Source organism: Pseudomonas sp. F007, from assembly GCF_057814275.1.
The window spans coordinates 496,139-521,051 of the sequence record NZ_JBVATA010000004.1; the positions used below are offsets into that span (position 1 = coordinate 496,139).

The following is a 24,913-nucleotide window of genomic DNA, read 5'->3' on the forward strand; positions in this document are numbered from 1 at the left end:
TGCGATTTTCACTGCATTTCACATTGGGACGATAGTTTCAGCCACGCTCAGGCTGGAAGCGCACCACAAAACCCTTGAGGTTCTGCTTGCGATTGAGCACATCGCGCAAACGGTCGGCTTCGGCGCGCTCGATCAGCGGCCCGACAAACACCCGATTCTTGCCATCGGCGGTGCGGATGTAGGCGTTGTAGCCCTGGCTGCGCAGGGTTTTCTGCAGGCTTTCGGCGCTTTCGCGATTGGACAGGCTGGCCAATTGCACTGACCAGCTGACCGACAGGCCGTTGGCATCGACCCGGCTCTGGGTGGTGTCGGGCTTGGCCGTCGCGACCGGAGCAGGCGCAGGTGCAGGTGCCGGTGCAGGTTTCGATACTGGCGGTGCAACCGGCTTGGCAACCACCGGGGCCGGCGCCGCAGCGATAGGCGCGCTCGGTGCCGCGACTGGCGTGCTCGGGGTGGGCGGCACGGTATCGCCAATGGCGATCTCGTCATCGCCTGGCACCGGCTCCTGCGGCAGCGCTTGCGGCTCAGGAACCGCCACTGGCTCGACCTGCACTTGCGGCATTACGGGCGCTTGAGGCGCGGCCGGAGCCTGGACCACCACCTGGCGCTGCTCGTCTTCCCGGGAAAACAGCATCGGCAGGAAAATCACCGCCAGCGCCACCAATACCAGGGCGCCGACCATCCGCTGCTTGTACGCGTTATCCAGCAATGCCATCTGCCGCTTCCTCCGTGGAGCGCCGGGCCAGCCATTCAAGGGCCTCGGCGACACAATAAAATGATCCGAACAGCAGAATCTCGTCGTCTGCCGTCGCCTGCGCGCTCTGCCCTTCCAGGGCCTCGGCCACGCTGGCATAGGAACTCACCGAAGCACCAAGGTTCTGCAACGCCGTCTGCAAATCCTCTACCGGGCGAGCGCGCGCAGAATCGAGCGGAGCAACCGCCCAATGCGCGACACTAGCATTCAATTCGCCGACCACGCCATCCAGGTCCTTGTCGGCCAGCAAGCCGAACACCGCCAGGCGTCGACCGGCCACCGGGCGACTGGCCAGGCGCTGGGCCAGATACTGCGCGGCATGCGGGTTGTGACCGACATCCAGCATCAGGTTCAGGCGCTTGCCGTGCCAGCTGAACTGGCGCCGATCGAGGCGACCGATGACCTTGGTTGCCGTCAGTGCGGCCGCCAGTTGCCCAGGCACCCAGGGCAGGCCCAGCAATGCGTAGGCCTGCAGCGCGAGGGCGGCGTTTTCCATCGGCAGGTCGAGCAACGGTATATCCTGCAGCTCGATCGGCTGACCCTTTGCGTCGACACCGCGCCATTGCCAGTGTTGCTCGGTCATAGCCAGATCGAAGTCGCGGCCACGCAGGAAGAATGGACACGCCAGCTCGCGCGCCTTGTCCAGCAGCGGCTGCGGCGGATTGAGGTCGCCGCACAGCGCCGGCGCGCCCTGACGGAAGATCCCGGCCTTCTCGAAGGCCACGGATTCACGGGTATTGCCCAGGTAGTCGGCGTGATCGACGCCAATGCTGGTGACCAGCGCGATGTCGGCATCCACCAGATTGACCGTGTCCAGACGCCCGCCCAGGCCGACTTCGAGTACCACCGCATCGAGCCCGGCCCGCTGGAACAGCCAGAACGCCGCCAGGGTGCCCATTTCGAAGTAAGTCAGGGTGGTCTCGCCGCGACCGGCCTCTACCGCAGCAAAGGCCTCGCACAGCTGGGCGTCAGTGGCTTGCACGCCATTGACCTGCACCCGCTCGTTGTAATGCAGCAGGTGCGGAGAATTGTAGACACCGACGTTCAGGCCCTGCGCACGCAGCAACGAAGCCACGAATGCACAGGTGGAACCCTTGCCGTTGGTGCCGGTGACCGTGATCACCCGAGGCGCCGGCTTGCCCAATCCCATGCGGGAGGCTACCTCTTGCGAGCGCGCAAGCCCCATGTCGATGGCGGACGGATGCAGTTGCTCAAGGTAGGCGAGCCATTCGCCAAGGGTACGCTCGGTCATAGGTTGGCAGGTGCCGGTGGAACCACGATTGGCTCGATAGGCGCAGCGACGAACACTGGCGTCGGCAGACCCATCATTTGCGCCAGCAGGTTGCCCAGGCGTGGACGCAGTTCGGCGCGCGCGACGATCATGTCGATGGCACCGTGTTCCAGCAGGAATTCGCTGCGCTGGAAGCCTTCCGGCAGTTTTTCACGCACGGTCTGCTCGATCACCCGCGGACCGGCAAAGCCGATCAGGGCTTTCGGCTCGCCGACGATCACGTCACCGAGCATTGCCAGGCTGGCGGATACGCCGCCGTAGACCGGGTCGGTCAGTACCGAGATGAACGGGATGCCTTCTTCGCGCAGACGCGCCAGCACCGCCGAGGTCTTGGCCATTTGCATCAGCGAGATCAGCGCTTCCTGCATCCGCGCACCGCCGGAAGCGGCGAAGCAGATCATTGGGCAACGGTGTTCCAGGGCATAGTTGGCCGCGCGCACGAAACGCTCGCCGACGATGGCGCCCATCGAGCCACCCATGAAGGAGAATTCGAAGGCCGAAACCACCACCGGCATGCCCAGCAGGGTGCCGCTCATGGACACCAGCGCGTCTTTTTCGCCGGTCTGCTTCTGTGCGGCCGTCAGGCGGTCCTTGTATTTCTTGCCGTCGCGGAACTTCAGACGGTCAACCGGCTCCAGGTCAGCACCCAGCTCGGCACGGCCTTCAGCGTCGAGGAAGATGTCGATCCGCGCGCGGGCGCCGATACGCATGTGGTGATTGCACTTGGGGCAAACATCCAGGGTCTTTTCCAACTCCGGACGGTAGAGCACCGCCTCGCACGATGGGCACTTGTGCCACAGACCTTCAGGCACCGAGCTTTTCTTCACCTCGGAACGCATGATCGAAGGGATCAGTTTGTCTACTAACCAGTTGCTCATGCTTTCTTTCTCCAGTACCGGCGGCCCGAACACTCTGGTTCGCAGCCCCGCGTATGCCCTTGAGCTAAATTCATGTGTGCGGCGATGATCGGTTCGTTGCGGGGTCGGCACTCGACCTGCCTGCAACGCACTCGATCCTCAGCCATCCAGGCAACCGGCGCTGCGCGGTTGCCCCTGTCGGTTTCGGCTCGCCCGAGGGCGGCGCCCGCCTGCTGTACGCAGCGCGTGTTTTGTACCATGCAGTGGACGGCGGCAGACTGCCAGCCGTCACATCATCACGCGCTACCGCGCACGGCCTGCATAAAAGCGTGAATTTTCGCGTGATCCTTGATGCCCTTGCCCTGCTCCACCCCGCCACTGACATCCACTGCATAAGGCCGGACCCGTGCAATCGCCTCGGCAACATTGGCCGGAGTCAAGCCACCCGCGAGAATGATTGGTTTGCTCAGGCCCGGCGGTATCAGTGACCAGTCGAAGGCCTCCCCGGTTCCACCGGGCACACCTTCCACGTAGGTATCGAGCAATACACCGCTGGCAGTGGGATAGGCGTTGCAGGCGGCGGCGATATCATCGCCGGCCTTCACCCGCAGGGCCTTGATGTAGGGACGATGCCAGCTTTCGCAAAAGTCGGCCGGCTCGTCGCCATGGAACTGCAGGAGGTCGAGCGGCACCGCATCGAGAATCTCGCCCAACTCGCAGCGACTGGCGTTGACGAACAGGCCCACGGTGGTCACGAACGGCGGCAACACAGCGATAATCGCCCGCGCCTGCTGCACCGTGACTGCCCGCGGACTCCTGGCGTAGAACACCAGGCCGATGGCATCGGCCCCAGCCTCGACTGCCGCCAGCGCATCTTCTATGCGGGTAATCCCACAAATCTTGCTGCGAACGGCTGGCATGTCGTTGGAACCTCAGTGCAAATCGGGGAAAGTTCCGGATGGTAGCAAATGCATTCGCAGGCGTCAGCCGTCAAGTTCCGAGAAACCCGTGAGGAAATGTGGACCGATGTAACGCTCGGGCAACGGGAACTCCTCGCGGTATTCCACCTGCACCAGATACAGCCCGTAAGGGTGCGCCGTAACACCGCCAGTGCGGCGGATCCGGCTTTCCAGTACTTCTTTGGCCCACTCCACCGGACGCTCGCCGGTACCGATGGTCATCAGCACTCCGGCGATATTTCGCACCATGTGGTGCAGGAAGGCGCTGGCGCGGATATCCAGCACGATCATCTTGCCGTGGCGGGTAACGCGCAGGTGATGGATTTCCTTGATCGGCGACTTGGCCTGGCACTGCCCGGCGCGAAACGCGCTGAAGTCATGCACGCCCAGCAGATACTGCGCGGCCTCGGCCATGCGTTCGACATCGAGCGGCCGATGGTTCCAGGTGATTTCTTCGTTGAGGTGCGCCGGGCGAATCTGATCGTTATAGATCACGTAGCGGTAACGCCGGGCGATCGCCTTGAAGCGGGCATGGAAATGCGCCGGCATGACCTTGGCCCAGCTGACGCTGATGTCGTGGGGCAAGTTGATGTTGGCGCCCATGACCCAGGCCTTCATCGAACGCTCGACCTGGGTGTCGAAATGCACCACCTGGCCACAGGCGTGCACGCCGGCGTCGGTGCGCCCCGCGCAGTGCAGGGACACCGGCGAGTCGGCGACTTTCGACAGGGCATTCTCCAGGGCCAACTGCACCGTGGCCACGCCAGAGGCCTGGCGCTGCCAGCCGCGATAACGCGAGCCCTTGTATTCAACGCCCAGGGCGATCCGGAAGAAGCCTTCGGCGGCCATTTCGGCAGCCGGGTTATCAATATTTGCCAAGGGGTAACAGCCTGCTGGTAGACGCAAAGGCGGGCATTATAAGGCGCTCATGCCGGGATGCCAGCCGCACCAACAAAAACGGCAGCCTTCAGGGGCTGCCGTTTTCGATCAACTGCAAGAAACGATCATCACGCCAGGCGTGCGAGCATCTCCCGGGCTTCGTTTTTCTGCCCTTCACTGCCTTCGCTGATGACTTCGCCAAGGATGTCCCGCGCGCCGTCCTGGTCACCCATGTCGAGGTAGGCCTGGGCCAGGTCGAGCTTGGTGGCGACCTCATCGGTGCCAGCGAGGAAATCGAACGACTCATCATCGCCGTCCATCGCCAGCGCTGCATCGTCAGCGGTAAAGCTCGGCTCGGAGATTGGCGGGTCCTGCAGATCCGCGGAAAACCGATCCAGCTCGTCGTGCATGTCATCCAGATCAGCGATGAAATCGTCCGACTTGGCAGGTGTTGCCATTTCATCGGCCAGAGACAGGTCGAAGTCGGCCGGCAGATCCAGATCATCCGGCGTCGGTTCATCGATGACCGGCGCCTCGGCTACAGGCTGATCGTCGAGATTCAGCACGGCCTCGTCTGCGGCCAGGGTGGCCTCGGGCACATCGCCCGCCAGGTCGAGATCGAAATCGGCCAGCTCACCGACAGTGTCCGTGACCTCTGCCTGCTGCAAGGCCGAGTCGAAGCTCAGGTCGTCGTCCAGCGGAAAGTCTTCCAGATCGGCGACTGGCGTGCTGGCAACCACCGCTGGCGACACCGCTTCCAGTTGGTCCAGATCGAGGTCGAAGGCGGCGTCGAAGTTCTCGTCCGGCACTGCAGCCTCGGCGACTGGCGACTCCTGGGTGACTTCCGGTTGATCAAGGTCGAGATCGAACGCAGCATCGAAGTCCTCATCCAGCGCCGCAACGTCGAGCGGCGGCGTGGACTCGGTGGCCACCTGCGGCGGCTCTTCGGTCACTGCGGGTTGATCCAGATCGAGGTCAAATGCAGCATCGAAGTCTTCGTCCAGTGCCGCAACTTCGGCAACAGGCGCTACTGGCGACAACTCTTCAGTCACCTCGGGCTGATCCAGATCCAGGTCGAACGCGGCGTCGAAATCCTCTTCGCTGGCGCTTGTCGCTTCAGGCTCCGCAACCGGCGCCTCTGGCTGATCAAGCAGCAGCTCCTTGACGTATTGGGCGTCCAGCTCGGCGGTGGCCGCTGCGGCAGCGATCCCGCCCACGACAGCGGCAGCCGCCATGGCCGGAAAACGGCCTTTGAGCTCCTCGACCTTGGCGAAGTTATCGCCATTGGCGATCAACTGGCGCTCCTGGACCACGAACGCATCGCGATCGCCCTGCAAGCCATGGACTTCCATGAGCTTGAGGCGCAGATCACTGCGCTGCGGCTCTTGCTTGATGCCCTCTTCGAGCAGGCTGACCGCCTGGTTCAAACGGCCTTCATCGATATGCGTCTGCACATGGCCGAGTACGTCATCGACACGCTCGCTGGCCGGTGTCACCAGCGGCGCGGCGATCGGCGCGGTCATCACCACCGGGGTTACCGCAGGGGCCGGCGTTGGTGCTGCGGGCGCAACCGCAGCCGGCGCTTCAGCAACGACCGACGGGGTCACCAGCTTGGGCGCTGGCTCCGGCACTTCGAGGCCTTCGAAGCTGCTTTCCGGCAGGTCGAGGTCCTCGGCGAACGCCGGCTCTTCAGCCAGTGCCTTGGCCATGCGCAGGTGCTTCTCGGCTTCCTGCTGGGCCTTGCGTCGACGCGCCAGCAACAGCAACACCAGCGCCAGCAGCACGGCGCCGCCACCGATCAGACCCATCAGCAGCGGATTGGTCAGCAGTTCGTTGTAGGTTTGTTCCGGCGTCTGTTTGGCAGGCACCTCGGCCGGTGCCGCTGGCGCAACTTCAGCGGCCGGTTCGGGAGCAGGGGCAGCTGTTTCGGCCGGCGCTACTGCGGGCTGGGCTGCCAGCTCGGCCGGCATGGCGGCTGCCGGATCGGTGCTGGCATCCGCCGGTGCACCGCCTTCGGTCTGCAGCTTGGCCAATTGGTTGTTCTTCAGTTCGATCAGACGCTGCAGCTTGTCCATCTGGCTCTGCAGATCAGCCATGCGACTTTTCAGCTCGGCGTTGTCACGCCGGGTGGTGTCGAGGCTTTCCTGGGTGACCGCCAGTTGGTTGCCGATCCCCTTGCTATCGCCGACCGCTCCTTTGCCGGCTTTCTTGCCGGATTCAGCCGATACCAGGCTCAAGTTGTCCTGGGCGGCGCCGCGAGCCGGGGCCGGTTGGCGAGCACGGCCGGTTGCATCGAGTTGCTGCGCTTGAGGCGGCACATAGCGGCGACCTTCACGCCAGGCCTTGTTCTGCGCCGCCACCTGGGCAATGGCCTGGGACTGCGCCAGGCTGGTGCTTTGCGTGGCATCCGGCAGGCGCAGGACCGCGCCGGCCTTCAAGCGGTTGATGTTGCCATCGATGAATGCATCGGGGTTCAAGGCCTGGATCGCCAGCATGGTCTGCTGGATCGAGCCACCGTTGCGCGCCTTGGCGGCAATTTCCCACAAGGTGTCGCGCGGTGCGGTGACATGCTGGGCAGTCGCCCCGGTCACCGGCGCATTGATCGCCGGCGCGCCTTGTGCAGCGGCATCGGCCGTCTCTGGCGAGAACTTCGAGGGATCAAGCAATACGCTGTAGTCGCGCAGCAGGCGGCCGTTGGGCCACATCACCTGAACCAGGAATTTCACCATGGGTTCGGACAAGGGCTGGCTGGAGGTGACCCGCAACACGCTCTTGCCGCTGGCATTGAGCACTGGAGTGAAGGTCAGGTCGTTGAGGAAGGCCTGGCGATCCACGCCCGCCTTGGCGAAATCATCGGCCGAGGCCAGGCTTGGCACCACTTCCGCCGCCGTGAGGTCTTTGACATCGAGCAGCTCGATCTCGGCCACCAACGGCTGGTTCAGGGTCGACTTCAGGGTCAGTTCCCCGAGCCCGAGGGCATGCGCCATACCGGAGGACAGCGCCGAGGCGGCCGCTATTGCTAACACCAGTTTGCGAACTTGAACCATAGCCTCTTCCTTTGTTTGAACATTCCTCGGCCAGCGAGAAGGTGTTATTTGTCGCTGCCAAAAGGCATAGCGCACGAGCCTCGGATGAGTCCGTGCGCGATTAAGTCACGAGTGTCTGTACAGGCCGCGCATGGCGGCCCGTGTGCAAGCATAGCGTCGAGTTGAAATCATTCGACAAATTGTTGCCAAGTATCTTTTACACAAGGCGTTTTATCAACAATTCGGCCACCTGAACCGCGTTCAACGCGGCCCCCTTGCGCACGTTATCTGACGTCAGCCACAGATTAAGTTCCGACGGCTCGTCGATTCCATGGCGAACCCGGCCGACATAGACCACGTCCTGACCCACCGCGTCGCCCACCGGGGTCGGATAATCGTCGGCGTCCACCAGCTCGATGCCCTCGCCCGCCTCCAGCGCTGCGTTGACTGCCGCCAGGTCGACCGGCCGCGATGATTCCAGCGTCACGCTCAGGCTATCGCCAAAAAACACCGGGGCTTGAATGCAGGTCACAGATATTTTCAGCGCTGGCTGCGCCACCACTTCGCGCAGTTCACGCACCAGGCGTTTTTCCAGCAGGGTGTGGCCCTGCGCATCCGGTGTGCCAACCTGAGCCAGCAGGTTGAACGCCATCTGCCGATCAAAGAACCGTGGTTCCAGTGGGCGCGCGTTGAGCAGCTCAGCGGTCTGCCGCGCCAGTTCGGTCACCCCTTCCCGACCCAGGGCCGAAACCGCCAGGCTGGCAGTGACGGTAACTCGCTGCAGATCGAGCAACTGACGCAGGGGCGCCAGCACCACCGCCAGGTGCGTCGCCGCACTACTTGGACTGCTGACCTGAAAGGGTTGTTTCAGGTTTGCCAGCACCTCGGGGTTGGCCTCGGGTACCACTTGCGGCGCCTGTTCCGCCGGCAAGGCGCCGGACAGATCGATCAGCGCGCAACCGGCAGCGGTCGCCCTTGGCGCAAAGCTCAAGGTCGCTGCGGGACCGGCGGCGAAGAACACCAACTGGACCTTGGCAAAATCAAACTCGTCGACCTCCCGCACCCGCACGTTCTTGCCCCGGTACAACACCGAACTGCCGGCCGACTCACTGCTGGCCAGCAGATGCAGGTTGCCAACCGGGAAATCGCGCTCTTCAAGTATCTGCACGAGGGTTTCGCCAACCGTACCGGTGGCGCCGACAACGGCGATATCAAAGGTCTGGCTCATGGTTCTACCTCAGGTGAAACGGGGGGAGCGGCACTTTACCGGGTGGCTGGCTGGCGGGCAATTTCTGTGGCGTATGAGCCACCGTCATAGTGAGCAGGCACGCTAAATACAAAAAGCCCAGCGCGGGGCTGGGCTTTGGCGTTTGGAGTCGAGTTATTTACATTCTGGAGTTTGGGGTTCGCGTGTTTTCGCCGCGCGAATGACATCGTTCTGCTCGTTTATGGCCACGCTGGCAGCCAATTGATAGACCGCACGTCTTTCCTCCACGGAGTAGTGGCGGAAGAAATCAGACATCGCAGAAGAGGCATAGGCCTTCTTCGAACCGCCTGCCACCTTTTCGCCCTTCATTGGGATACTCCATTCAAAATTCTTTCGAGTTGAGCCAGATCATATGGCTGCATGACAAACCCGTCAATTTCGCTGGCTGAAAGGTCGATACCGATATCCTCGTTTCCGCCATCAATGTCCTTGATGATGACATCTACCTGCAAAAAATCAGCTGCAAACTCTCGCTTCAATGCACAAACAGTAGCTTTTGCCGCATAGAACTGCCTGACAAACTCAGAACAAGGGATGTTCCTTCCATCCCTTTTTTCCCTCGCCAATACAAATTCCCAAGCAAGTTCAGGCCTCTGGTAGACGTAGATAATCTGAGCAGACCTGTTCTCTTTATCAAGGGCTCGGGAAATATTACGCCGCGCCACCTCAATATTGGCCAGTGTCCCGTCCAGCAGGAAGGACTGCCGCTGCTGGTAGACCAGGTCCAGAGTGCGCTCGACAATCGAGGTGACACCACGCTGGAAAAGGCTGGAGTTTCGGCCGGTGTATTCAGGGAAATATTCTCGGAAGTCATCTGGATCGATACGCAACGCATTCGATCCACCTGCCTGCATCATTTTTACAAACGCTTTGGAGACCTCTGTTTTTCCAGCTCCTGGCGACCCAGCCATGAACACAGAAACCGGGTATTCATCACTCCCATATGAATCCAGGGACGTCAGTTCCCGCGCGATACGAGTCCTGTTCAGCTTTGCAAAAGCCACTGCGCGCTCGGAAACTGCCTGCTCTTCCTCGGTCATGATCCACTCCTTGTGATGCCGAAGACTTTATCAGCTAACGCCCGGGGGCGAGCGTGCATCTTGACTGGCGCTCCCATAAAAAAACCCGCGCCTCTCACAAGGCGCGGGTTCTTTCATTGCATGACTCGATCAACGCTCGAGCAGGATCCGCAGCATGCGACGCAGCGGTTCGGCCGCGCCCCACAGCAGTTGGTCGCCAACGGTGAACGCGCCCAGGTATTGGGTACCCATGTTCAGCTTGCGCAGACGGCCGACCGGGATGTTCAGGGTGCCAGTGACCTTGGTTGGGCTCAGCTCCTGCATGCTGATATCACGGTTGTTCGGCACCAGCTTGACCCATGGGTTGTGCTGGCTGATCAGCCCTTCGATGTCGGCGATCGGTACGTCTTTGTTCAGCTTGATGGTCAGCGCCTGGCTGTGGCAACGCATCGCGCCGACACGTACGCAGATGCCGTCCACCGGGATCGGACTCTTGAAGCGACCGAGGATCTTGTTGGTCTCGGCCTGGGCCTTCCACTCTTCGCGACTTTGACCGTTCGGCAGCTCCTTGTCGATCCACGGGATCAGGCTGCCGGCCAGCGGTACGCCGAAGTTTTCGGTCGGGTACGCGTCGCTGCGCATGGCTTCGGCCACACGACGGTCGATGTCGAGGATCGCGCTGGCCGGATCGGCCAATTGATCGGCGACAGCGCCGTGGGTCACACCCATTTGCTTGATCAGTTCACGCATGTGCTGCGCGCCGCCACCGGAGGCTGCCTGGTAGGTCATGGCGCTCATCCACTCCACCAGACCGGCTTCGAACAGACCGCCAAGGCCCATCAGCATCAGGCTGACGGTGCAGTTGCCGCCGATGTAGTTCTTGGTGCCCGCGTCCAGCTGCTGGTCGATGACCTTGCGGTTCACCGGGTCCAGCACGATCACCGCGTCATCCTGCATGCGCAGGCTGGAAGCGGCGTCGATCCAGTAACCCTGCCAGCCGGCTTCGCGCAGCTTGGGGAAGACTTCACTGGTGTAGTCGCCGCCCTGGCAGGTCAGAATCACGTCAAGGGTCTTGAGCTCTTCAATGCTGTACGCGTCCTTGAGCGGAGCAATGTCCTTGCCCACGGACGGGCCTTGGCCACCGACATTGGAAGTGGTGAAAAACACCGGCTCAATGAGATCGAAATCCTGCTCTTCCAGCATCCGCTGCATGAGCACGGAACCGACCATACCGCGCCAACCGATCAGACCTACACGTTTCATCGCAACTACACCTTTTACAAAAAGTGGGCTCGCTTGCCGACATCAACGACAAGCGGGGCCCGAGAGATTACAGATTCCGCAGCGCCGCGACTACTGCGTCGCCCATTTCCTGCGTTCCGACTTTGGTGCAACCGTTCGACCAGATGTCACCGGTGCGCAAGCCCTGATCCAGCACAAGACTCACCGCTTTCTCGATGGCATCGGCCGCCGCCTGCTGATTGAAGCTGTAACGCAGCATCATCGACACCGACAGAATGGTCGCCAACGGGTTGGCAATGCCTTTGCCGGCGATGTCCGGCGCCGAACCGTGGCAAGGCTCGTACATGCCCTTGTTGTTGGTGTCCAGGGACGCCGAAGGCAGCATGCCGATGGAGCCGGTGAGCATCGAGGCCTGGTCGGAGAGGATGTCGCCGAACATGTTGTCGGTGACGATCACGTCGAACTGCTTCGGCGCGCGCACCAGTTGCATGGCGGCGTTGTCGACGTACATGTGGCTCAGCTCGACCTCAGGGTAATCCTTGGCCACTTGCTCGACGATTTCGCGCCACAGTTGGCTGGATGCCAGGACGTTGGCCTTGTCCACCGAGCACAGCTTCTTGCCACGGACCATGGCCATGTCGAAACCGACGCGGGCGATGCGGCGGATTTCGCTTTCGCTGTACGGCAGGGTGTCGTAGGACTGGCGTTCGCCGTTTTCCAAAGTGCGGGTGCCGCGAGGCGCGCCGAAGTAGATACCGCCGGTCAGCTCGCGAACGATCAGGATATCCAGACCCGCGACGATTTCCGGCTTCAGGCTCGAAGCCTCGGCCAGTTGCGGGTAAAGGATGGCCGGACGCAGGTTGCCGAACAGGCCCAGTTGCGCACGGATTTTCAACAGGCCGCGCTCAGGGCGGATATCACGCTCGATGGTGTCCCATTTCGGGCCGCCCACCGCACCCAGCAGCACGGCGTCGGCAGCGCGGGCGCGCTCCAGGGTTTCATCGGCCAGTGGCACGCCGTGTTTGTCGATGGCGGCGCCGCCGATCACGTCGTGGCTCAGCTCGAAGCCGAGGGTGAACTTGTCGCTGGCCAGTTCCAGGACCTTGACCGCTTCGGCCATGATTTCCGGGCCAATACCGTCACCTGGGAGAATCAGAATCTGCTTGCTCATGCTTTCCTCGTGTCATCAGTCGGTGCGCCCTCGGGCACACCCGGAAAAATTCTAGCGCTCTGCCATCAGTACCAGCACATCGGTACTGAACGAGCCATCGGCTTCAATCTGGAAATACTCGCGCACTTCGTTGCCCATCGCCTGCTGCAACTCGCGAATCGCCCCGCGCATCACTTGCGGTGTGCGCATGCGCTCGACCCAGGAGCTGTATTCAAGGCGCAGGCGCTGGCGCGTGGTAGTACGGGTATGCAACCCCGCCTCGCTGACCTGGCGCAACCATTCGCCGGCGGAATAATCACGCACATGGCTGGTGTCGCGCAGCACTTCGACGCTCTGCAGGTAAGTGTCGAGCAATGGGCTACCCGGTGACAAGACGTCAACGAACGCCGCCACACCACCGGGCTTCAATACCCGACGCACTTCACGCAGCGCCAGGCCGAGATCGCTCCAGTGGTGCGCCGAATAACGGCTGAACACGAAGTCGAATTCGCCATCGGCGAACGGCAGGCGCTCGGCGGCACCGTTGACCGTGGTGATGTTGCCCAGGCCACGTTCAGCGGCAGCAGCCGCCACCACGTCGAGCATCTGCTGCGACAGGTCGTAGGCCACCACTTCCTTGACCAGCGCGGCGACGTGAAAGCTCACGTGGCCGGCGCCGCACCCCAGGTCCAGGACCCGGGCATTGCCCTGCCCTGCCAGTTCGGCCTGCAGCAGGGCAAATTCGGTGCCTTGAGCGTGCACGGCACTGCTCAGGTAGGCCGAGGCCTGCTCACCGAATTGTTTCTGGACTACCTGGCTGTGCTGGGCGGTGCTGGTCATGGGGGACTTCCTTTTGGGGGTGAGTCTTGGGGTGTCTGAACCGACCCCTTCGCTGGCAAGCCAGCTCCTACGGGTACAACGCTGCCCTTGTAGGAGCTGGCTTGCCAGCGAAGGGGCCGGCCCTGCCTACATCAATCTCAGATCAATCACGCGTCGCGAAACAACCACGGCTGGCTCGCCCGGTGCTTGGCTTCGAACGCGGCAATCGCCTCGTCGTCCTGCAGGGTCAGGCCGATGTCGTCGAGGCCGTTGAGCAGGCAGTGCTTGCGGAACGCGTCGATCTCGAAGCTCAGCACCTTGCCGTCGGGACGGGTTACGGTCTGGGCCTGCAGGTCGACCTGCAGCTGGTAGCCCGGATTGGCTTCCACTTGCTGGAACAACTCATCGACTTCAGCGTCGCTCAAGATGATCGGCAGCAAGCCGTTCTTGAAGCTGTTGTTAAAGAAGATGTCGGCATAGCTCGGCGCGATGATACTGCGGAAACCGTACTCTTCCAGCGCCCATGGCGCGTGTTCACGGCTGGAGCCGCAACCGAAGTTTTCGCGGGCCAACAACACGCTGGCACCTTGATAACGCTCGGCGTTGAGCACGAAATCCTTGTTCAACGGACGCTTGGAGTTGTCCTGATACGGCTGGCCCACGTCCAGGTAACGCCACTCGTCGAACAGGTTCGGACCAAAACCGGTGCGTTTGATCGACTTCAAGAACTGCTTGGGAATGATCTGGTCGGTGTCGACGTTGGCACGATCCAGAGGCGCGACAAGACCAGTGTGCTGGGTAAAAGCTTTCATGCTGCGCTCCTTCAGATCAATTCGCGGACGTCGATGAAACGACCGTTTACGGCGGCGGCGGCGGCCATGGCCGGGCTGACCAGGTGAGTACGACCACCGGCACCCTGACGGCCTTCGAAGTTACGGTTGGAGGTCGAGGCGCAGTGCTCGCCCGACTCCAAACGGTCCGGGTTCATTGCCAGGCACATCGAGCAACCCGGCTCGCGCCATTCAAAACCGGCTTCGAGGAAAATCTTGTCCAGGCCTTCGGATTCGGCCTGCGCCTTCACCAGGCCGGAACCCGGAACCACAATGGCTTGCCTGATGGTCGAGGCAACTTTGCGGCCCTTGGCTATCACTGCCGCGGCGCGCAGGTCTTCGATCCGCGAGTTGGTGCAGGAACCGATGAACACGCGATCGAGCTGGATGTCGGTGATCGCCTGGTTGGCGGTCAAACCCATGTATTTCAAGGCACGGACGATGGAATCACGCTTGACCAGGTCCATTTCCTGCTCTGGATCCGGCACGTTCTGATCAACCGCCAACACCATCTCCGGCGAAGTACCCCAGCTGACTTGCGGCTTGATCTGCGCAGCGTCCAACTCGACCACGGTATCGAACACCGCATCGGCGTCGGACACCAGGTCCTTCCAGGCTTCGACAGCCAGGTCCCACTCGGCGCCTTTCGGGGCAAACGGGCGACCCTTGACGTAGGCCACGGTCTTTTCATCCGCCGCCACCAGGCCGACACGGGCACCGGCTTCGATGGACATGTTGCAGATGGTCATGCGGCCTTCGACCGACAACTCGCGGATTGCGCTGCCGGCGAACTCGATGGCGTGGCCATTGCCGCCGGCGGTGCCGATCTTGCCGATCACCGCCAGCACGATGTCCTTGGCGGTCACGCCGAACGGCAAGGTGCCTTCGACGGACACCAGCATGTTCTTCATTTTCTTGGCGACCAGGCACTGGGTGGCGAGCACGTGCTCCACCTCGGAAGTGCCGATACCGTGGGCCAAAGCACCAAAGGCGCCGTGGGTCGAGGTATGGGAGTCACCGCAGACCACGGTCATGCCCGGCAAGGTGGCGCCCTGCTCAGGGCCGATCACGTGGACGATGCCCTGGCGCACGTCATTCATCTTGAACTCGACGATGCCGTACTCATCACAGTTGTCATCGAGGGTCTGAACCTGCAAACGCGAGACCTGATCGACAATCGCCTCGATACCGCCCTTGCGCTCCGGGGTGGTCGGGACGTTGTGGTCCGGGGTCGCGATATTGGCATCGATCCGCCATGGCTTGCGCCCGGCCAGGCGCAGGCCTTCGAAGGCTTGCGGCGAGGTCACTTCGTGAATGATGTGACGGTCGATGTAGATCAGCGCCGAACCATCGTCGCGCTGCTTGACCAAATGCGAATCCCAGAGCTTGTCGTAGAGCGTTTTGCCGGCCATCAGACGTTTCCTCATCAGCTTGTTTCTATGCCCTGGGTCTTGAGCGATTCAATAACCCCTTGGCTTGTGAGGTCGATGCTATGGGGTTACATTAAATAACTCAAATTCATAATTTTTATGCTTTGGATAACCAACTGGAATACGAGCATGGACCTGGCCAACCTCAATGCCTTTATTGCCATCGCCGAGATCGGCAGCTTCTCCGGCGCCGGCGAGCGCCTGCACCTGACCCAGCCGGCCATCAGCAAGCGCATCGCCGGGCTCGAGCAGCAACTCGACGTACGCCTGTTCGACCGCCTGGGCCGGGAAGTCAGCCTGACCGAGGCCGGGCGCGCCCTGCTGCCACGGGCCTACCAGATCCTCAATGTGCTCGATGATACGCGCCGCGCCCTGACCAACCTGACCGGCCAGGTGACCGGTCGTCTGACCCTGGCCACCAGTCATCACATCGGCCTGCACCGCTTGCCTCCTTTATTAAGGGCGTTTACCCGCCAGTACCCGGATGTCGCCCTGGACATCCAGTTCCTCGACTCGGAGGTGGCCTATGAGGAAATTCTCCACGGTCGTGCCGAACTGGCGGTGATCACCCTGGCGCCCGAGCCTCATGCGTTGGTGCAGGCCACGCCGGTCTGGGACGACCCGCTGGATTTCGTGGTGGCACCGGAACATTTGCTGCTGAGCAATGACGCGACCCTGGCTGACATTGCCCGGCACCCGGCGGTTTTCCCCGGCGGCAATACCTTTACTCATCACATCGTGCAGCGCCTGTTCGAGACCCAGGGGCTGACGCCGAATATCGCCATGAGCACCAACTACCTGGAAACCATCAAGATGATGGTGTCCATTGGCCTTGCCTGGAGCGTGCTGCCGCGTACCATGCTCGATGAGCAGGTCGCGCGCATCCCGTTGCCGGGCATACAACTCACGCGCCAGCTAGGCTATATCGTGCACACTGAAAGGACGCTGTCGAATGCTGCGCGGGCCTTCATGGCTTTGCTGGATGCACAGATCGATTGGCCAGGGAATGATGGCTGACTTGTGCTACTCCTATAGAGCCGCAAAACCCGTGCCTAACGCCCAATTCAGCCCAAGGCCTGTTGCCAATGCCCAAATCCGTTGACCGTAGTCGCCCCCATACGCCGCGCATGCCGCGTATCCAGGCGCTTGACCCACGCACTTCGGAGCAGAGCTGGGAGAGCGCACCGCAGTTGCTCGCAGCCCTCAACGGTGCGCGCCTGGGTGCCTGGTACTGGGACATCGAGCGGGGGCAGATCAGTTGGTCGCGGGGCACGCAGGCGTTGTTCGGTTTCGATCCCCATCACCCGCTGCCGGAAGACCTGGAATACCTCGACCTGCTGCCCCCCGAGGACCGGGCGAAAACCCTGCGCGCCTTCCATGCGGTAATGGCCGGCGCGCCGCTGGAACAGGCCATGCACCACCGCATCCGCTGGCCGGACGGCAGCCTGCACTGGCTGGAAATCAACGGCAGCCTGCTACCGGACAAGAACGGACGGCCCCGAATGATCGGGGTGATCCGCGAGATCACCCACCAGCGCCAGCGCGAACAGGCCCTCACCAGCTCGGAAAAGCGCTTCGCCACGCTGTTTCACCTGTGCCCGAACATGGTCCTGCTGACGCGCCAGGAAGACGGCCTGATCACCGAAGCCAACCAGTACTTCGAAAGCCTGTTCGGCTGGCCGGTGCAGGACGCCATTGGCCGCACCACCCTGGAACTGGGCCTGTGGGTGCACCCCGAGCAGCGGGCAAAACTGGTCAAGGCGACCAAGGCCAAAGGTGAACTGATCAGCATGGAGGTGCAGTTTCGCGCCAGCAACGGCCAGGTGCATGACGGCATCCTCAGCGCGCAGAAGGTCGAGCTCGAAGGTCAGCCTTACCTGCTCAGCACCTTCCTCGACACCACCGAACGCAAGCTCGCCGAGCACGCGCTCAAGGACAGCCAGGAGCGCCTCGACCTGGCGCTCGACTCGGCCCAACTCGGCACCTGGGACTGGCACATTCCCAGCGGCATGCTCTACGGCTCGGCGCGGGCCGCGCAACTGCATGGCCTGGAACCCATCCCCTTTCATGAATCCTTCGATGAGTTCTTCGAGGGCGTGCCGGGGGAAGAGCGCGACAGCATGCGCGACGCCTACCGCAGCCTGCGCGAAGGCCCGGCCGGCAACTACCAGCTGACCTATCGGGTGCAACTGGCCGACGGCAGCTCACGCTACCTGGAAAGCCGCGCCCGCCTGTACCGCGACGCCGACGGCCTGCCGCTGCGCATGGCCGGGACCTTGCTGGACATCACTGAACAGGTCGAGCGCGAACAGCGCCTGGTGGCCTCCGAAGAGAAGTTCGCCACCCTGTTCCAGGTCAGCCCCGACCCGATCTGCGTGACCCGCCAGGACAGCGGCCAGTTCATCGAAATCAACTCCAGCTTCACTCAGACCTTCGGCTGGAGCGCCGCCGATGTGCTGGGCCGCAGCGCCGACGATATCGGCCTGTGGGACGCCTCGGCGCAAAGCCTGCAGCGGATCGAACAGGTAATCCGCGAACAGGGCCTGAACAATGTCGCACTGCTGGTCCGGCACAAGGACGGACAATCCCTGACCTGCGTGATCTCCAGCCGGCAGATCAACGTCGGCAACCAGCCGTGCATCGTCACCACCTTGCGCGACATTACCCAACAGCAACGCTCGGAAGCCGCACTCAAGGCCAGTGAAGAAAAGTTCGCCAAGGCGTTTCATTCCAGCCCCGATGCGATCACCATCACCGAGCGCGACACCGGGCGCTACCTGGAGGTCAACGACGGATTCTGCCGCCTGACCGGCTATCGCGCCGATGAGGTGGTCGGCAGGACGGTGTATCAGGTCGGTATCTGGGCCGAAGAAAAACAGCGTTCGATGCTGCTCGCCGAATTGCAACTCAAGGGCCGGGTGCACCACCTGGAGATGCTCGGGCGCAATAAAAGCGGGCAACTGCTAACCGTCGAAGTGTCGGTAGAGCCGATTACCCTCAACGAGACCGCCTGCCTGCTGCTGACCGCGCGCGATGTCAGCCTGCTGAAGAACGCCGAAGCGCAGATCCGTCACCTGGCCTACCACGACCCGCTGACCAACCTGCCCAACCGCGCGTTGCTGATGGACCGCCTGAGTCAGCAGATTGCCCTGCTCAAGCGCCACAATCTGCGCGGCGCCCTGCTGTTCCTCGACCTCGACCACTTCAAGCACATCAACGACTCCCTCGGCCATCCGGTCGGCGATACGGTGCTGAAGATCATCACCGCCCGCCTCGAAGCCAGCGTGCGCATGGAAGACACCGTAGCGCGCCTGGGTGGCGACGAATTCGTGGTTCTGCTCAGTGGCCTGGAAGGTTCGCGCAATGAAGTCAGCGAACAGGTTCGGGAGTTGGCCGACACCGTGCGTGAATTGCTCTCGGAACCGATGTTCCTCGATGGCCACCGCCTGCAGGTCACGCCGAGCATCGGCGTGGCGTTGATTCCCGACCACGGCTCGACACCCACCGACCTGCTCAAGCGTGCCGACATTGCCCTGTACCGGGCCAAGGATTCCGGGCGCAACACTACGCAGATGTACCACAACACCATGCAGAAGGCCGCCAGCGAACGCCTGCGCATGGAAACCGACCTGCGCCTGGCCCTGTCCCGGGGCGAGTTTCGCGTGCATTACCAGCCGCAGATCGACGCCCGCGGCGAACGTATCGTCGGCGCCGAGGCCCTGGTGCGCTGGACTCACCCACAACTGGGCGCACAGTCACCCAGCGAGTTCATCAAGGTGCTGGAAGACAGCGGACTGATCCTCGAAGTCGGCACCTGGATCCTCGATGAAGCCTGCCTGGCCTTCAAGCAGCTGATCGCCAAGGGCAAGGTCGACCCGTTGAACTTCAGTCTTTGCGTCAACATCAGCCCACGGCAGTTCCGCCAGAACGACTTTGTCGAGCGCATCGAGCACAGCCTCACCAGCCATGGCCTGCCGTGCTCGCTGCTGAAGCTGGAAATCACCGAAGGCATCGTGATCCAGAACCTCGAAGACACCATCAACAAGATGCGCCGCCTGAAAAAACTGGGTGTCAGCTTCGCCATGGACGACTTCGGCACTGGCTACTCCTCACTGACCTACCTCAAGCGCCTGCCGGTCGACACCCTGAAAATCGACCAGTCGTTCATCCGCGACGCCACCAGCGACCCCAACGACGCCGAAATCATCCGCGCCATCGTCGCCATGGCCCTGAGCCTGGAACTGGAAGTGATCGCCGAGGGCGTGGAAACCGCGGAACAACTGGAGTTCCTGCAGGGGCTGGGCTGTCATTTGTATCAGGGGTATTTGCATAGTCGGCCGTTGCCGGTGGAGGAGTTTCAGTTGTTGCTGATGTGAGGGGCGATGGAATTGCCGCGCTCTTGCGAAATTGACTACAGCCTTTCAGGAAAAGTCTTATTCCCGACGGCATAGGGGCTCGCTAGGCTTCTGCATCCTGCGGCCCCGCCCCCAAGTGGTCCGCCGAGAAGCCATCTACACTGGGAACATCGTCTTTCCCGGCTGTTGAACGGCGCCTATCCATTGGCAGAGAGCACCTCCCCGTGCCCAGCATCTACCAGCTCAAGCCTGCGTTTCAAAATCTCCTGCGTCCATTGGTGCGACGGCTGTTTGCCAATGGCACGACGGCCAACCAGATCACCGTGCTGGCCGGTGTCGGCTCGCTGCTGGTGGGCCTGGTCATCGCCTGCTTCGCCGAGCATGCCTGGGTGTTTGCCCTGGTGCCGCTGTGGATGATCCTGCGCATGGCGCTGAATGCCATCGACGGCATGCTCGCCCGCGAATTCAACCAACAGTCGCAGCTGGGCGCCTACCTCAACGAGCTCTGCGATATCACTGCCGATTGCGCACTGATCCTGCCATTCGCACTCCTTCCCGGCGTCAACCTGTGGCTGGTCCTGCTGCTGACCCTGCTTGCCCTGTTCAGCGAGTACGCCGGCGTGCTGGGCCCGATGGTCGGCGCTTCGCGGCGCTATGACGGCCCCATGGGCAAGAGTGACCGAGCGTTCGCCCTGGGTGTGCTGGCATGCGCTATCGCCCTGGGCTGGATCAGCGCTCTGTGGATCAACGCCATATTGACGGTCATCGCCCTGCTACTCGTGGTCACGCTGTGCAACCGAGTTCGCCAGGGATTGCGCCAGGTACAGGAAAACACCCCATCTGCATAAGGAAGTTGCAATGCGCGAAGCCCAGCCCCAGACCTTCACCACCCACGACGGCGTCCAACTGTTCTATCGCCATTGGCCGGGTACCCCCCCGGCGGGCGAACCCCGCCAGGCCGTAATGCTGTTTCACCGCGGGCACGAACACTCGGCACGGATTGCCCATCTGGTGGATGAGCTGGATCTGCCTGAATTCGACTTCTTTGCCTGGGACGCCCGAGGTCACGGCCTGTCACCGGGCGAACGGGGTGACAGCCCGAGCTTTGCCACCAGCGTGCGCGACGTGCAAACGTTCTGCGATCACTTGCAGCACGAGTACCAGATCGACGAATCGGACATCGCGGTCATTGCCCAGAGCGTTGGCGCGGTGATCGTCGCCACCTGGGTTCACGATTACGCGCCGCACATCCGCTCGCTGGTGCTCGCCTCGCCGGCATTCAAAGTCAAACTCTACGTACCGTTAGCGCGCCAGGGCCTGGCGCTGATGCGCAGGTTTCGCGGCAACTTCTTCGTCAACAGCTACGTCAAGGCGCGCTTCCTCAGCCACGATCCAGAGCGGGTTGCGTCCTATGACAACGACCCACTGATCACCAAGGCCATTTCCGTCAACGTCCTGCTCGGTCTGTACGAGGCCGCCGAACGGGTGGTGGCTGACGCCCAGGCCATCCAGGTCCCGACCCAACTGCTGATTTCTGCGGCAGACTTCGTCGTGCATCGCAAACCCCAGCAACAGTTCTTTGAGCGCCTGGGTAGCCTGCAAAAGGAACAACACCTGCTGCCCGGCTTCTTCCACGACACCCTGGGCGAAAAAAATCGCGCCCACGCGGTCGCCAGCGCCAGGCGGTTTATCCTGCAGAACTTTGCCCAAGCGCCTGAGCGCCCTTCGCTGCTGGCAGCCGATCGCCTGGGCCTGACCTGCGCCGAGTCCGAATCCCTCGCCGCGCCATTGCCGCACAACTCGCTGCGCGATCTTTACTGGCGCATGACCCGCGCCAGCATGCGCCTGGGCAGTCGACTGTCCACCGGGGTCAAGCTGGGCTTCGACACCGGCTTCGATTCCGGCAGCACCCTGGATTACGTCTATCGCAACAACCCGAGCGGCACCTCCGCCATCGGGCGCATGATCGATCGCAATTATCTCGACTCCATTGGCTGGCGTGGGATACGCCAACGCAAGCTGCACGTCGAAGAACTGCTGCGCCTGGCCATGGCACGGTTGCGCGAGCAAGGTCATGAAGTGCGCATCGTCGATATCGCCGCCGGTCACGGCCGCTACATTCTCGAAGCGCTGCAAGGCGTCGACCCACTGCCCGAGTCCATTCTTCTGCGTGACTACAGCGACATCAACGTGCGCGACGGCAGCACATTGATTCGCGAAAAAGGCCTGGAACACATCGCCCGCTTCATCAAGGGCAATGCCTTCGACCGCGATGACCTTGCCGCCCTCGAGCCAAAACCGACGCTGGCAGTGGTTTCGGGGCTATACGAACTGTTCGCCGACAACCGCATAGTCAGCGACTCGCTGGCCGGGCTGGCCGCCGCCGTGGAGCCCGGCGCTTACCTGATCTATACCGGCCAGCCCTGGCACCCGCAACTGGAACTGATCGCCCGCGCCCTGACCAGCCACCGCGAGGGCCAGGCCTGGGTGATGCGCCGGCGCAGCCAGGCAGAAATGGACCAGTTGGTGGCAGCGGCGGGTTTTCGCAAGATCAGCATGCGCGTCGACGAATGGGGGATTTTCAGCGTCAGCCTGGCGCAACGGGTGCCTGAATGAGCCTTGCTGCGACCCAGCCTCGCGAACCCGGTCTGCTGAAGCCGGCGCTGCTGTGGTTGTTGCTGTTGGCGCCGACGTTTTTTGCCACCTACGGTTTTGCCACCTGGGTCACGACTCAGCGCAGCGACGTCGGAACGCTGGTATTCGACTGGGAAAGTCAGCTGCCGTTCTGGGCCTGGACGATCGTGCCCTATTGGTCGATCGATCTGCTGTACGGCCTGTCGCTGCTACTACCCAGCAGTCGCGAAGAGCTCAAGCGCCATGCCTTGCGGCTGCTCACTGCGCAATTGATCGCGGTCAGTTGCTTCCTGATCTGGCCGTTGCGATTCACCTTTGTGCGACCGGAACTGGACGGGCTGTTCGGCTGGCTGTTCGAGGTGCTGGCCGGCTTCGACAAGCCGTTCAACCAGGCGCCATCCCTGCATATTGCGCTGCTGGTGGTGCTCTGGGCCTGTTACCAGCGCCACCTGCAAGGGTTCTGGCGCGGCCTGATGCACCTCTGGTTCACGCTGATCGGCATCTCCGTGCTGACCACCTGGCAACACCACTTCATCGACTTGCCCACGGGTGCGCTGCTGGGTTGCCTGTGCGTCTGGCTCTGGCCGCTGGATCGGCCAAGCCCGCTGCGCAAGGCGCGCCTTACCACCGATCGCAAGCGCTGGAAGCTGGCGCTGTGCTACGCCTTGGGCGCACTCATCGCCAGCCTTCTGGCGGTCGGCTTCAAGGGCATCTGGCTGTGGTTGTTCTGGCCGGCAACTGCGTTGCTGCTGGTGGCCCTGAATTACGCGCTGCTCGGTGCCAGCGGCTTCCAGAAACGTCGCGACGGGCGTCTCTCTGGTGCGGCTCGCTGGTTATTGGCGCCCTACCTCGCCGCCGCCTGGCTCAACTCACGCCTGTGGACGCGCCAGCATCCACAACCCGATCCAGTGCTGGACGGCATCTGGCTCGGACGCATTCCGACCCTCCGTGAACTCAGTGCCAGCCGATTCAAGGCAGTGCTCGACCTGTGCGCCGAGCTGTCACTGGACCCTGACCCGCGTGCCTACCACGCCCTGCCGGTACTCGACCTGATCGCCCCCACACCATCGCAATGCCTGGAAGCCGCGCAGGCCATCGAACGCCTGCGACGCCATGGGCCGCTATTGGTGTGCTGCGCCCTCGGCTATTCGCGCAGCGCCACCGCTGTTGCCGCCTGGCTGCTGCACAGTGGCCGGGTGGCCAACGTCGACCAGGCAATCAGCCAATTGCAGCAGGCCCGCCCGGGTATCGTCCTGCACCCGGCGCATCGAGCTGCCTTGCAAGGACTGATGGCGAACAGGGAGCCCGTGCATGGTCAGTGACATGGAGTTGCACACCACCGCCAGCCTGTTGAGGCGTGGCGCGTCCCTGGACGCTCTCTCCACCGGTATCACCTTATTGGGCGCCGCACTTGGCTTGTGCCAATACCTGTTTACCGGTCTCGGCGGCTGGGCCGTCACCGGCAGCGCTGCCCTGCTGTTGCTGGGCGTACTGCAAAAGTACTGGGCCCTGCGCGTGGCCTTCGATGCCGAGCTGTTCGAGTGTGTCGCCAACCTTGCACTTCCCTTGGCTCAACGCAGTGAAGCGCTGGATCAAGCCTTAGCCGCTCTCGGTCTGCAACCCGAGGAACGCGGTGGTCGCCCATGGCACGAGCGCATTCGCGGCGCCGTCAATCTGCTGCGTCGACAAGCCCTGCTGGTTGGACTCCAGGTGTTGCTGGTGCTGGGTTTGATCCTGGCGGGGCCCTGGCTGACTGTCACTGGATAAGGAGAATTCATGCTCGAACCTCTGGTCGCCACCCTCATCACTTCCGCCGCCCGCCCCCTGACCGGAGCCCGCAGTCTGTGGCTTGGCTGTGCGCCCGAGGCGGTGCAACGCATCTACTACGCCAACCACAGCAGCCACGGAGACTTCGTATTGCTCTGGGCCTCGTTGCCACCGGCCCTGCGCAAGATGACCCGGCCGGTGGCAGGCGCCGATTACTGGCAAACCAGCGCACTGCGGCGCTACATCATCAACCGCGTGTTCAATGGTGTGCTGATCGACCGCGAGCGCAAGGAGTCGAGCGACAACCCCTTGCAGCCGATGCTCGACGCCCTGGGCCATGGCGATTCGCTGATCATCTTTCCAGAAGGCACGCGCAATCTCGAAGAAAGTGGTTTGCTGCCGTTCAAAAGCGGGATCTATCACCTGGCACAGCAGCATCCCGACGTGGAGTTGGTGCCGGTATGGATCGCCAACCTCAATCGCGTCATGCCCAAGGGACGCGTCCTGCCGCTACCGCTGCTGTGCACCACACGTTTCGGCGCGGCCCTGACCCTGGCGCCCGGCGAGAGCAAGGAGCAGTTCCTCCAACGTAGCCGTGCAGCCTTGCTGGAATTAGCCGAGGAGCATTGCTGAC

The 24,913-nt window shown here is 62.4% G+C and carries 21 protein-coding genes; 7 read left to right on the forward strand and 14 right to left on the reverse strand.

What is annotated here, in order from left to right; translation table 11 throughout:
- Window positions 1–37: 37 nt before the first annotated feature.
- The 14 genes from ACZYR5_RS12545 to leuC all read right to left on the reverse strand — a co-directional run bounded on the left by ACZYR5_RS12545 (window position 38) and on the right by leuC (window position 15,505).
- Complete coding sequence (locus tag ACZYR5_RS12545; protein ID WP_489089627.1) at window positions 38–715, reverse strand: SPOR domain-containing protein; 678 nt, start codon at window positions 713–715, stop codon at window positions 38–40.
- Entirely contained in the window at window positions 699–2,006 is a 1,308-nt protein-coding gene (gene folC / locus ACZYR5_RS12550; RefSeq protein WP_489089626.1) for a bifunctional tetrahydrofolate synthase/dihydrofolate synthase, read from the reverse strand. The genes ACZYR5_RS12545 and folC overlap by 17 nt, the downstream gene beginning before the upstream one ends.
- Window positions 2,003–2,923, reverse strand: coding sequence for an acetyl-CoA carboxylase, carboxyltransferase subunit beta (accD, locus tag ACZYR5_RS12555; RefSeq protein ID WP_489089625.1), 921 nt, complete (start codon window positions 2,921–2,923; stop codon window positions 2,003–2,005). The genes folC and accD overlap by 4 nt, the downstream gene beginning before the upstream one ends.
- 275 nt (window positions 2,924–3,198) lie before the next feature.
- On the reverse strand, window positions 3,199–3,822 hold the full coding sequence (locus ACZYR5_RS12560; protein ID WP_489089624.1) for a phosphoribosylanthranilate isomerase: 624 nt from the start codon (window positions 3,820–3,822) through the stop codon (window positions 3,199–3,201).
- A gap of 63 nt (window positions 3,823–3,885) precedes the next feature.
- The gene (gene truA, locus ACZYR5_RS12565; RefSeq protein WP_489089961.1) at window positions 3,886–4,710 is read right to left on the reverse strand and encodes a tRNA pseudouridine(38-40) synthase TruA; all 825 of its coding nucleotides are present in this window, start codon (window positions 4,708–4,710) and stop codon (window positions 3,886–3,888) included.
- A gap of 158 nt (window positions 4,711–4,868) precedes the next feature.
- Window positions 4,869–7,787 (reverse strand): motility hub landmark protein FimV, encoded by a 2,919-nt coding sequence (locus tag ACZYR5_RS12570; RefSeq protein ID WP_489089623.1) that lies wholly within the window; start codon window positions 7,785–7,787, stop codon window positions 4,869–4,871.
- 196 nt (window positions 7,788–7,983) lie between these two features.
- Window positions 7,984–8,994: an aspartate-semialdehyde dehydrogenase gene (locus tag ACZYR5_RS12575; RefSeq protein ID WP_489089622.1), complete on the reverse strand. Its 1,011-nt coding sequence runs from the start codon at window positions 8,992–8,994 to the stop codon at window positions 7,984–7,986.
- A 153-nt stretch (window positions 8,995–9,147) separates the two neighbouring features.
- Window positions 9,148–9,342 carry a hypothetical protein gene (locus tag ACZYR5_RS12580; protein ID WP_489089621.1) on the reverse strand — a complete coding sequence of 65 codons (195 nt, stop codon included), beginning with the start codon at window positions 9,340–9,342 and terminating at the stop codon, window positions 9,148–9,150.
- A complete protein-coding gene (locus ACZYR5_RS12585; RefSeq protein ID WP_489089620.1) occupies window positions 9,339–10,073 on the reverse strand; it encodes a zeta toxin family protein in 735 nt (244 codons plus the stop codon). Before ACZYR5_RS12585 ends, ACZYR5_RS12580 begins: the two co-directional genes overlap by 4 nt.
- 129 nt (window positions 10,074–10,202) lie before the next feature.
- Entirely contained in the window at window positions 10,203–11,315 is a 1,113-nt protein-coding gene (gene asd, locus ACZYR5_RS12590) for an aspartate-semialdehyde dehydrogenase (RefSeq protein WP_027616068.1), read from the reverse strand.
- Window positions 11,316–11,382: 67 nt separating this feature from the next.
- On the reverse strand, window positions 11,383–12,465 hold the full coding sequence (leuB, locus tag ACZYR5_RS12595; RefSeq protein ID WP_489089619.1) for a 3-isopropylmalate dehydrogenase: 1,083 nt from the start codon (window positions 12,463–12,465) through the stop codon (window positions 11,383–11,385).
- A 51-nt stretch (window positions 12,466–12,516) separates the two neighbouring features.
- Window positions 12,517–13,284 carry a class I SAM-dependent methyltransferase gene (locus ACZYR5_RS12600; RefSeq protein WP_489089618.1) on the reverse strand — a complete coding sequence of 256 codons (768 nt, stop codon included), beginning with the start codon at window positions 13,282–13,284 and terminating at the stop codon, window positions 12,517–12,519.
- 146 nt (window positions 13,285–13,430) lie between these two features.
- Window positions 13,431–14,075, reverse strand: a complete 645-nt coding sequence (leuD, locus tag ACZYR5_RS12605) for a 3-isopropylmalate dehydratase small subunit (RefSeq protein WP_489089617.1) — start codon at window positions 14,073–14,075, stop codon at window positions 13,431–13,433.
- Window positions 14,076–14,086: 11 nt separating this feature from the next.
- On the reverse strand, window positions 14,087–15,505 hold the full coding sequence (leuC, locus tag ACZYR5_RS12610) for a 3-isopropylmalate dehydratase large subunit (RefSeq protein WP_489089616.1): 1,419 nt from the start codon (window positions 15,503–15,505) through the stop codon (window positions 14,087–14,089).
- A 147-nt stretch (window positions 15,506–15,652) separates the two neighbouring features.
- Between leuC and ACZYR5_RS12615 the strand changes: the two genes are divergently transcribed.
- The 7 genes from ACZYR5_RS12615 to ACZYR5_RS12645 all read left to right on the forward strand — a co-directional run bounded on the left by ACZYR5_RS12615 (window position 15,653) and on the right by ACZYR5_RS12645 (window position 24,912).
- The gene (locus tag ACZYR5_RS12615; protein WP_489089615.1) at window positions 15,653–16,540 is read left to right on the forward strand and encodes a LysR family transcriptional regulator; all 888 of its coding nucleotides are present in this window, start codon (window positions 15,653–15,655) and stop codon (window positions 16,538–16,540) included.
- A gap of 68 nt (window positions 16,541–16,608) precedes the next feature.
- Window positions 16,609–19,899: a PAS domain S-box protein gene (locus ACZYR5_RS12620; RefSeq protein WP_489089614.1), complete on the forward strand. Its 3,291-nt coding sequence runs from the start codon at window positions 16,609–16,611 to the stop codon at window positions 19,897–19,899.
- A 203-nt stretch (window positions 19,900–20,102) separates the two neighbouring features.
- Window positions 20,103–20,726, forward strand: a complete 624-nt coding sequence (locus tag ACZYR5_RS12625) for a CDP-alcohol phosphatidyltransferase family protein (RefSeq protein WP_489089613.1) — start codon at window positions 20,103–20,105, stop codon at window positions 20,724–20,726.
- A gap of 10 nt (window positions 20,727–20,736) precedes the next feature.
- Window positions 20,737–22,494: a bifunctional alpha/beta hydrolase/class I SAM-dependent methyltransferase gene (locus ACZYR5_RS12630; protein ID WP_489089612.1), complete on the forward strand. Its 1,758-nt coding sequence runs from the start codon at window positions 20,737–20,739 to the stop codon at window positions 22,492–22,494.
- Window positions 22,491–23,834, forward strand: coding sequence for a phosphatase PAP2/dual specificity phosphatase family protein (locus tag ACZYR5_RS12635; RefSeq protein ID WP_489089611.1), 1,344 nt, complete (start codon window positions 22,491–22,493; stop codon window positions 23,832–23,834). The genes ACZYR5_RS12630 and ACZYR5_RS12635 overlap by 4 nt, the downstream gene beginning before the upstream one ends.
- A complete protein-coding gene (locus ACZYR5_RS12640; protein WP_489089610.1) occupies window positions 23,824–24,279 on the forward strand; it encodes a hypothetical protein in 456 nt (151 codons plus the stop codon). The genes ACZYR5_RS12635 and ACZYR5_RS12640 overlap by 11 nt, the downstream gene beginning before the upstream one ends.
- 9 nt (window positions 24,280–24,288) lie before the next feature.
- Window positions 24,289–24,912, forward strand: a complete 624-nt coding sequence (locus tag ACZYR5_RS12645; protein ID WP_489089609.1) for a lysophospholipid acyltransferase family protein — start codon at window positions 24,289–24,291, stop codon at window positions 24,910–24,912.
- The last annotated feature ends 1 nt before the right edge of the window (window position 24,913 follow it).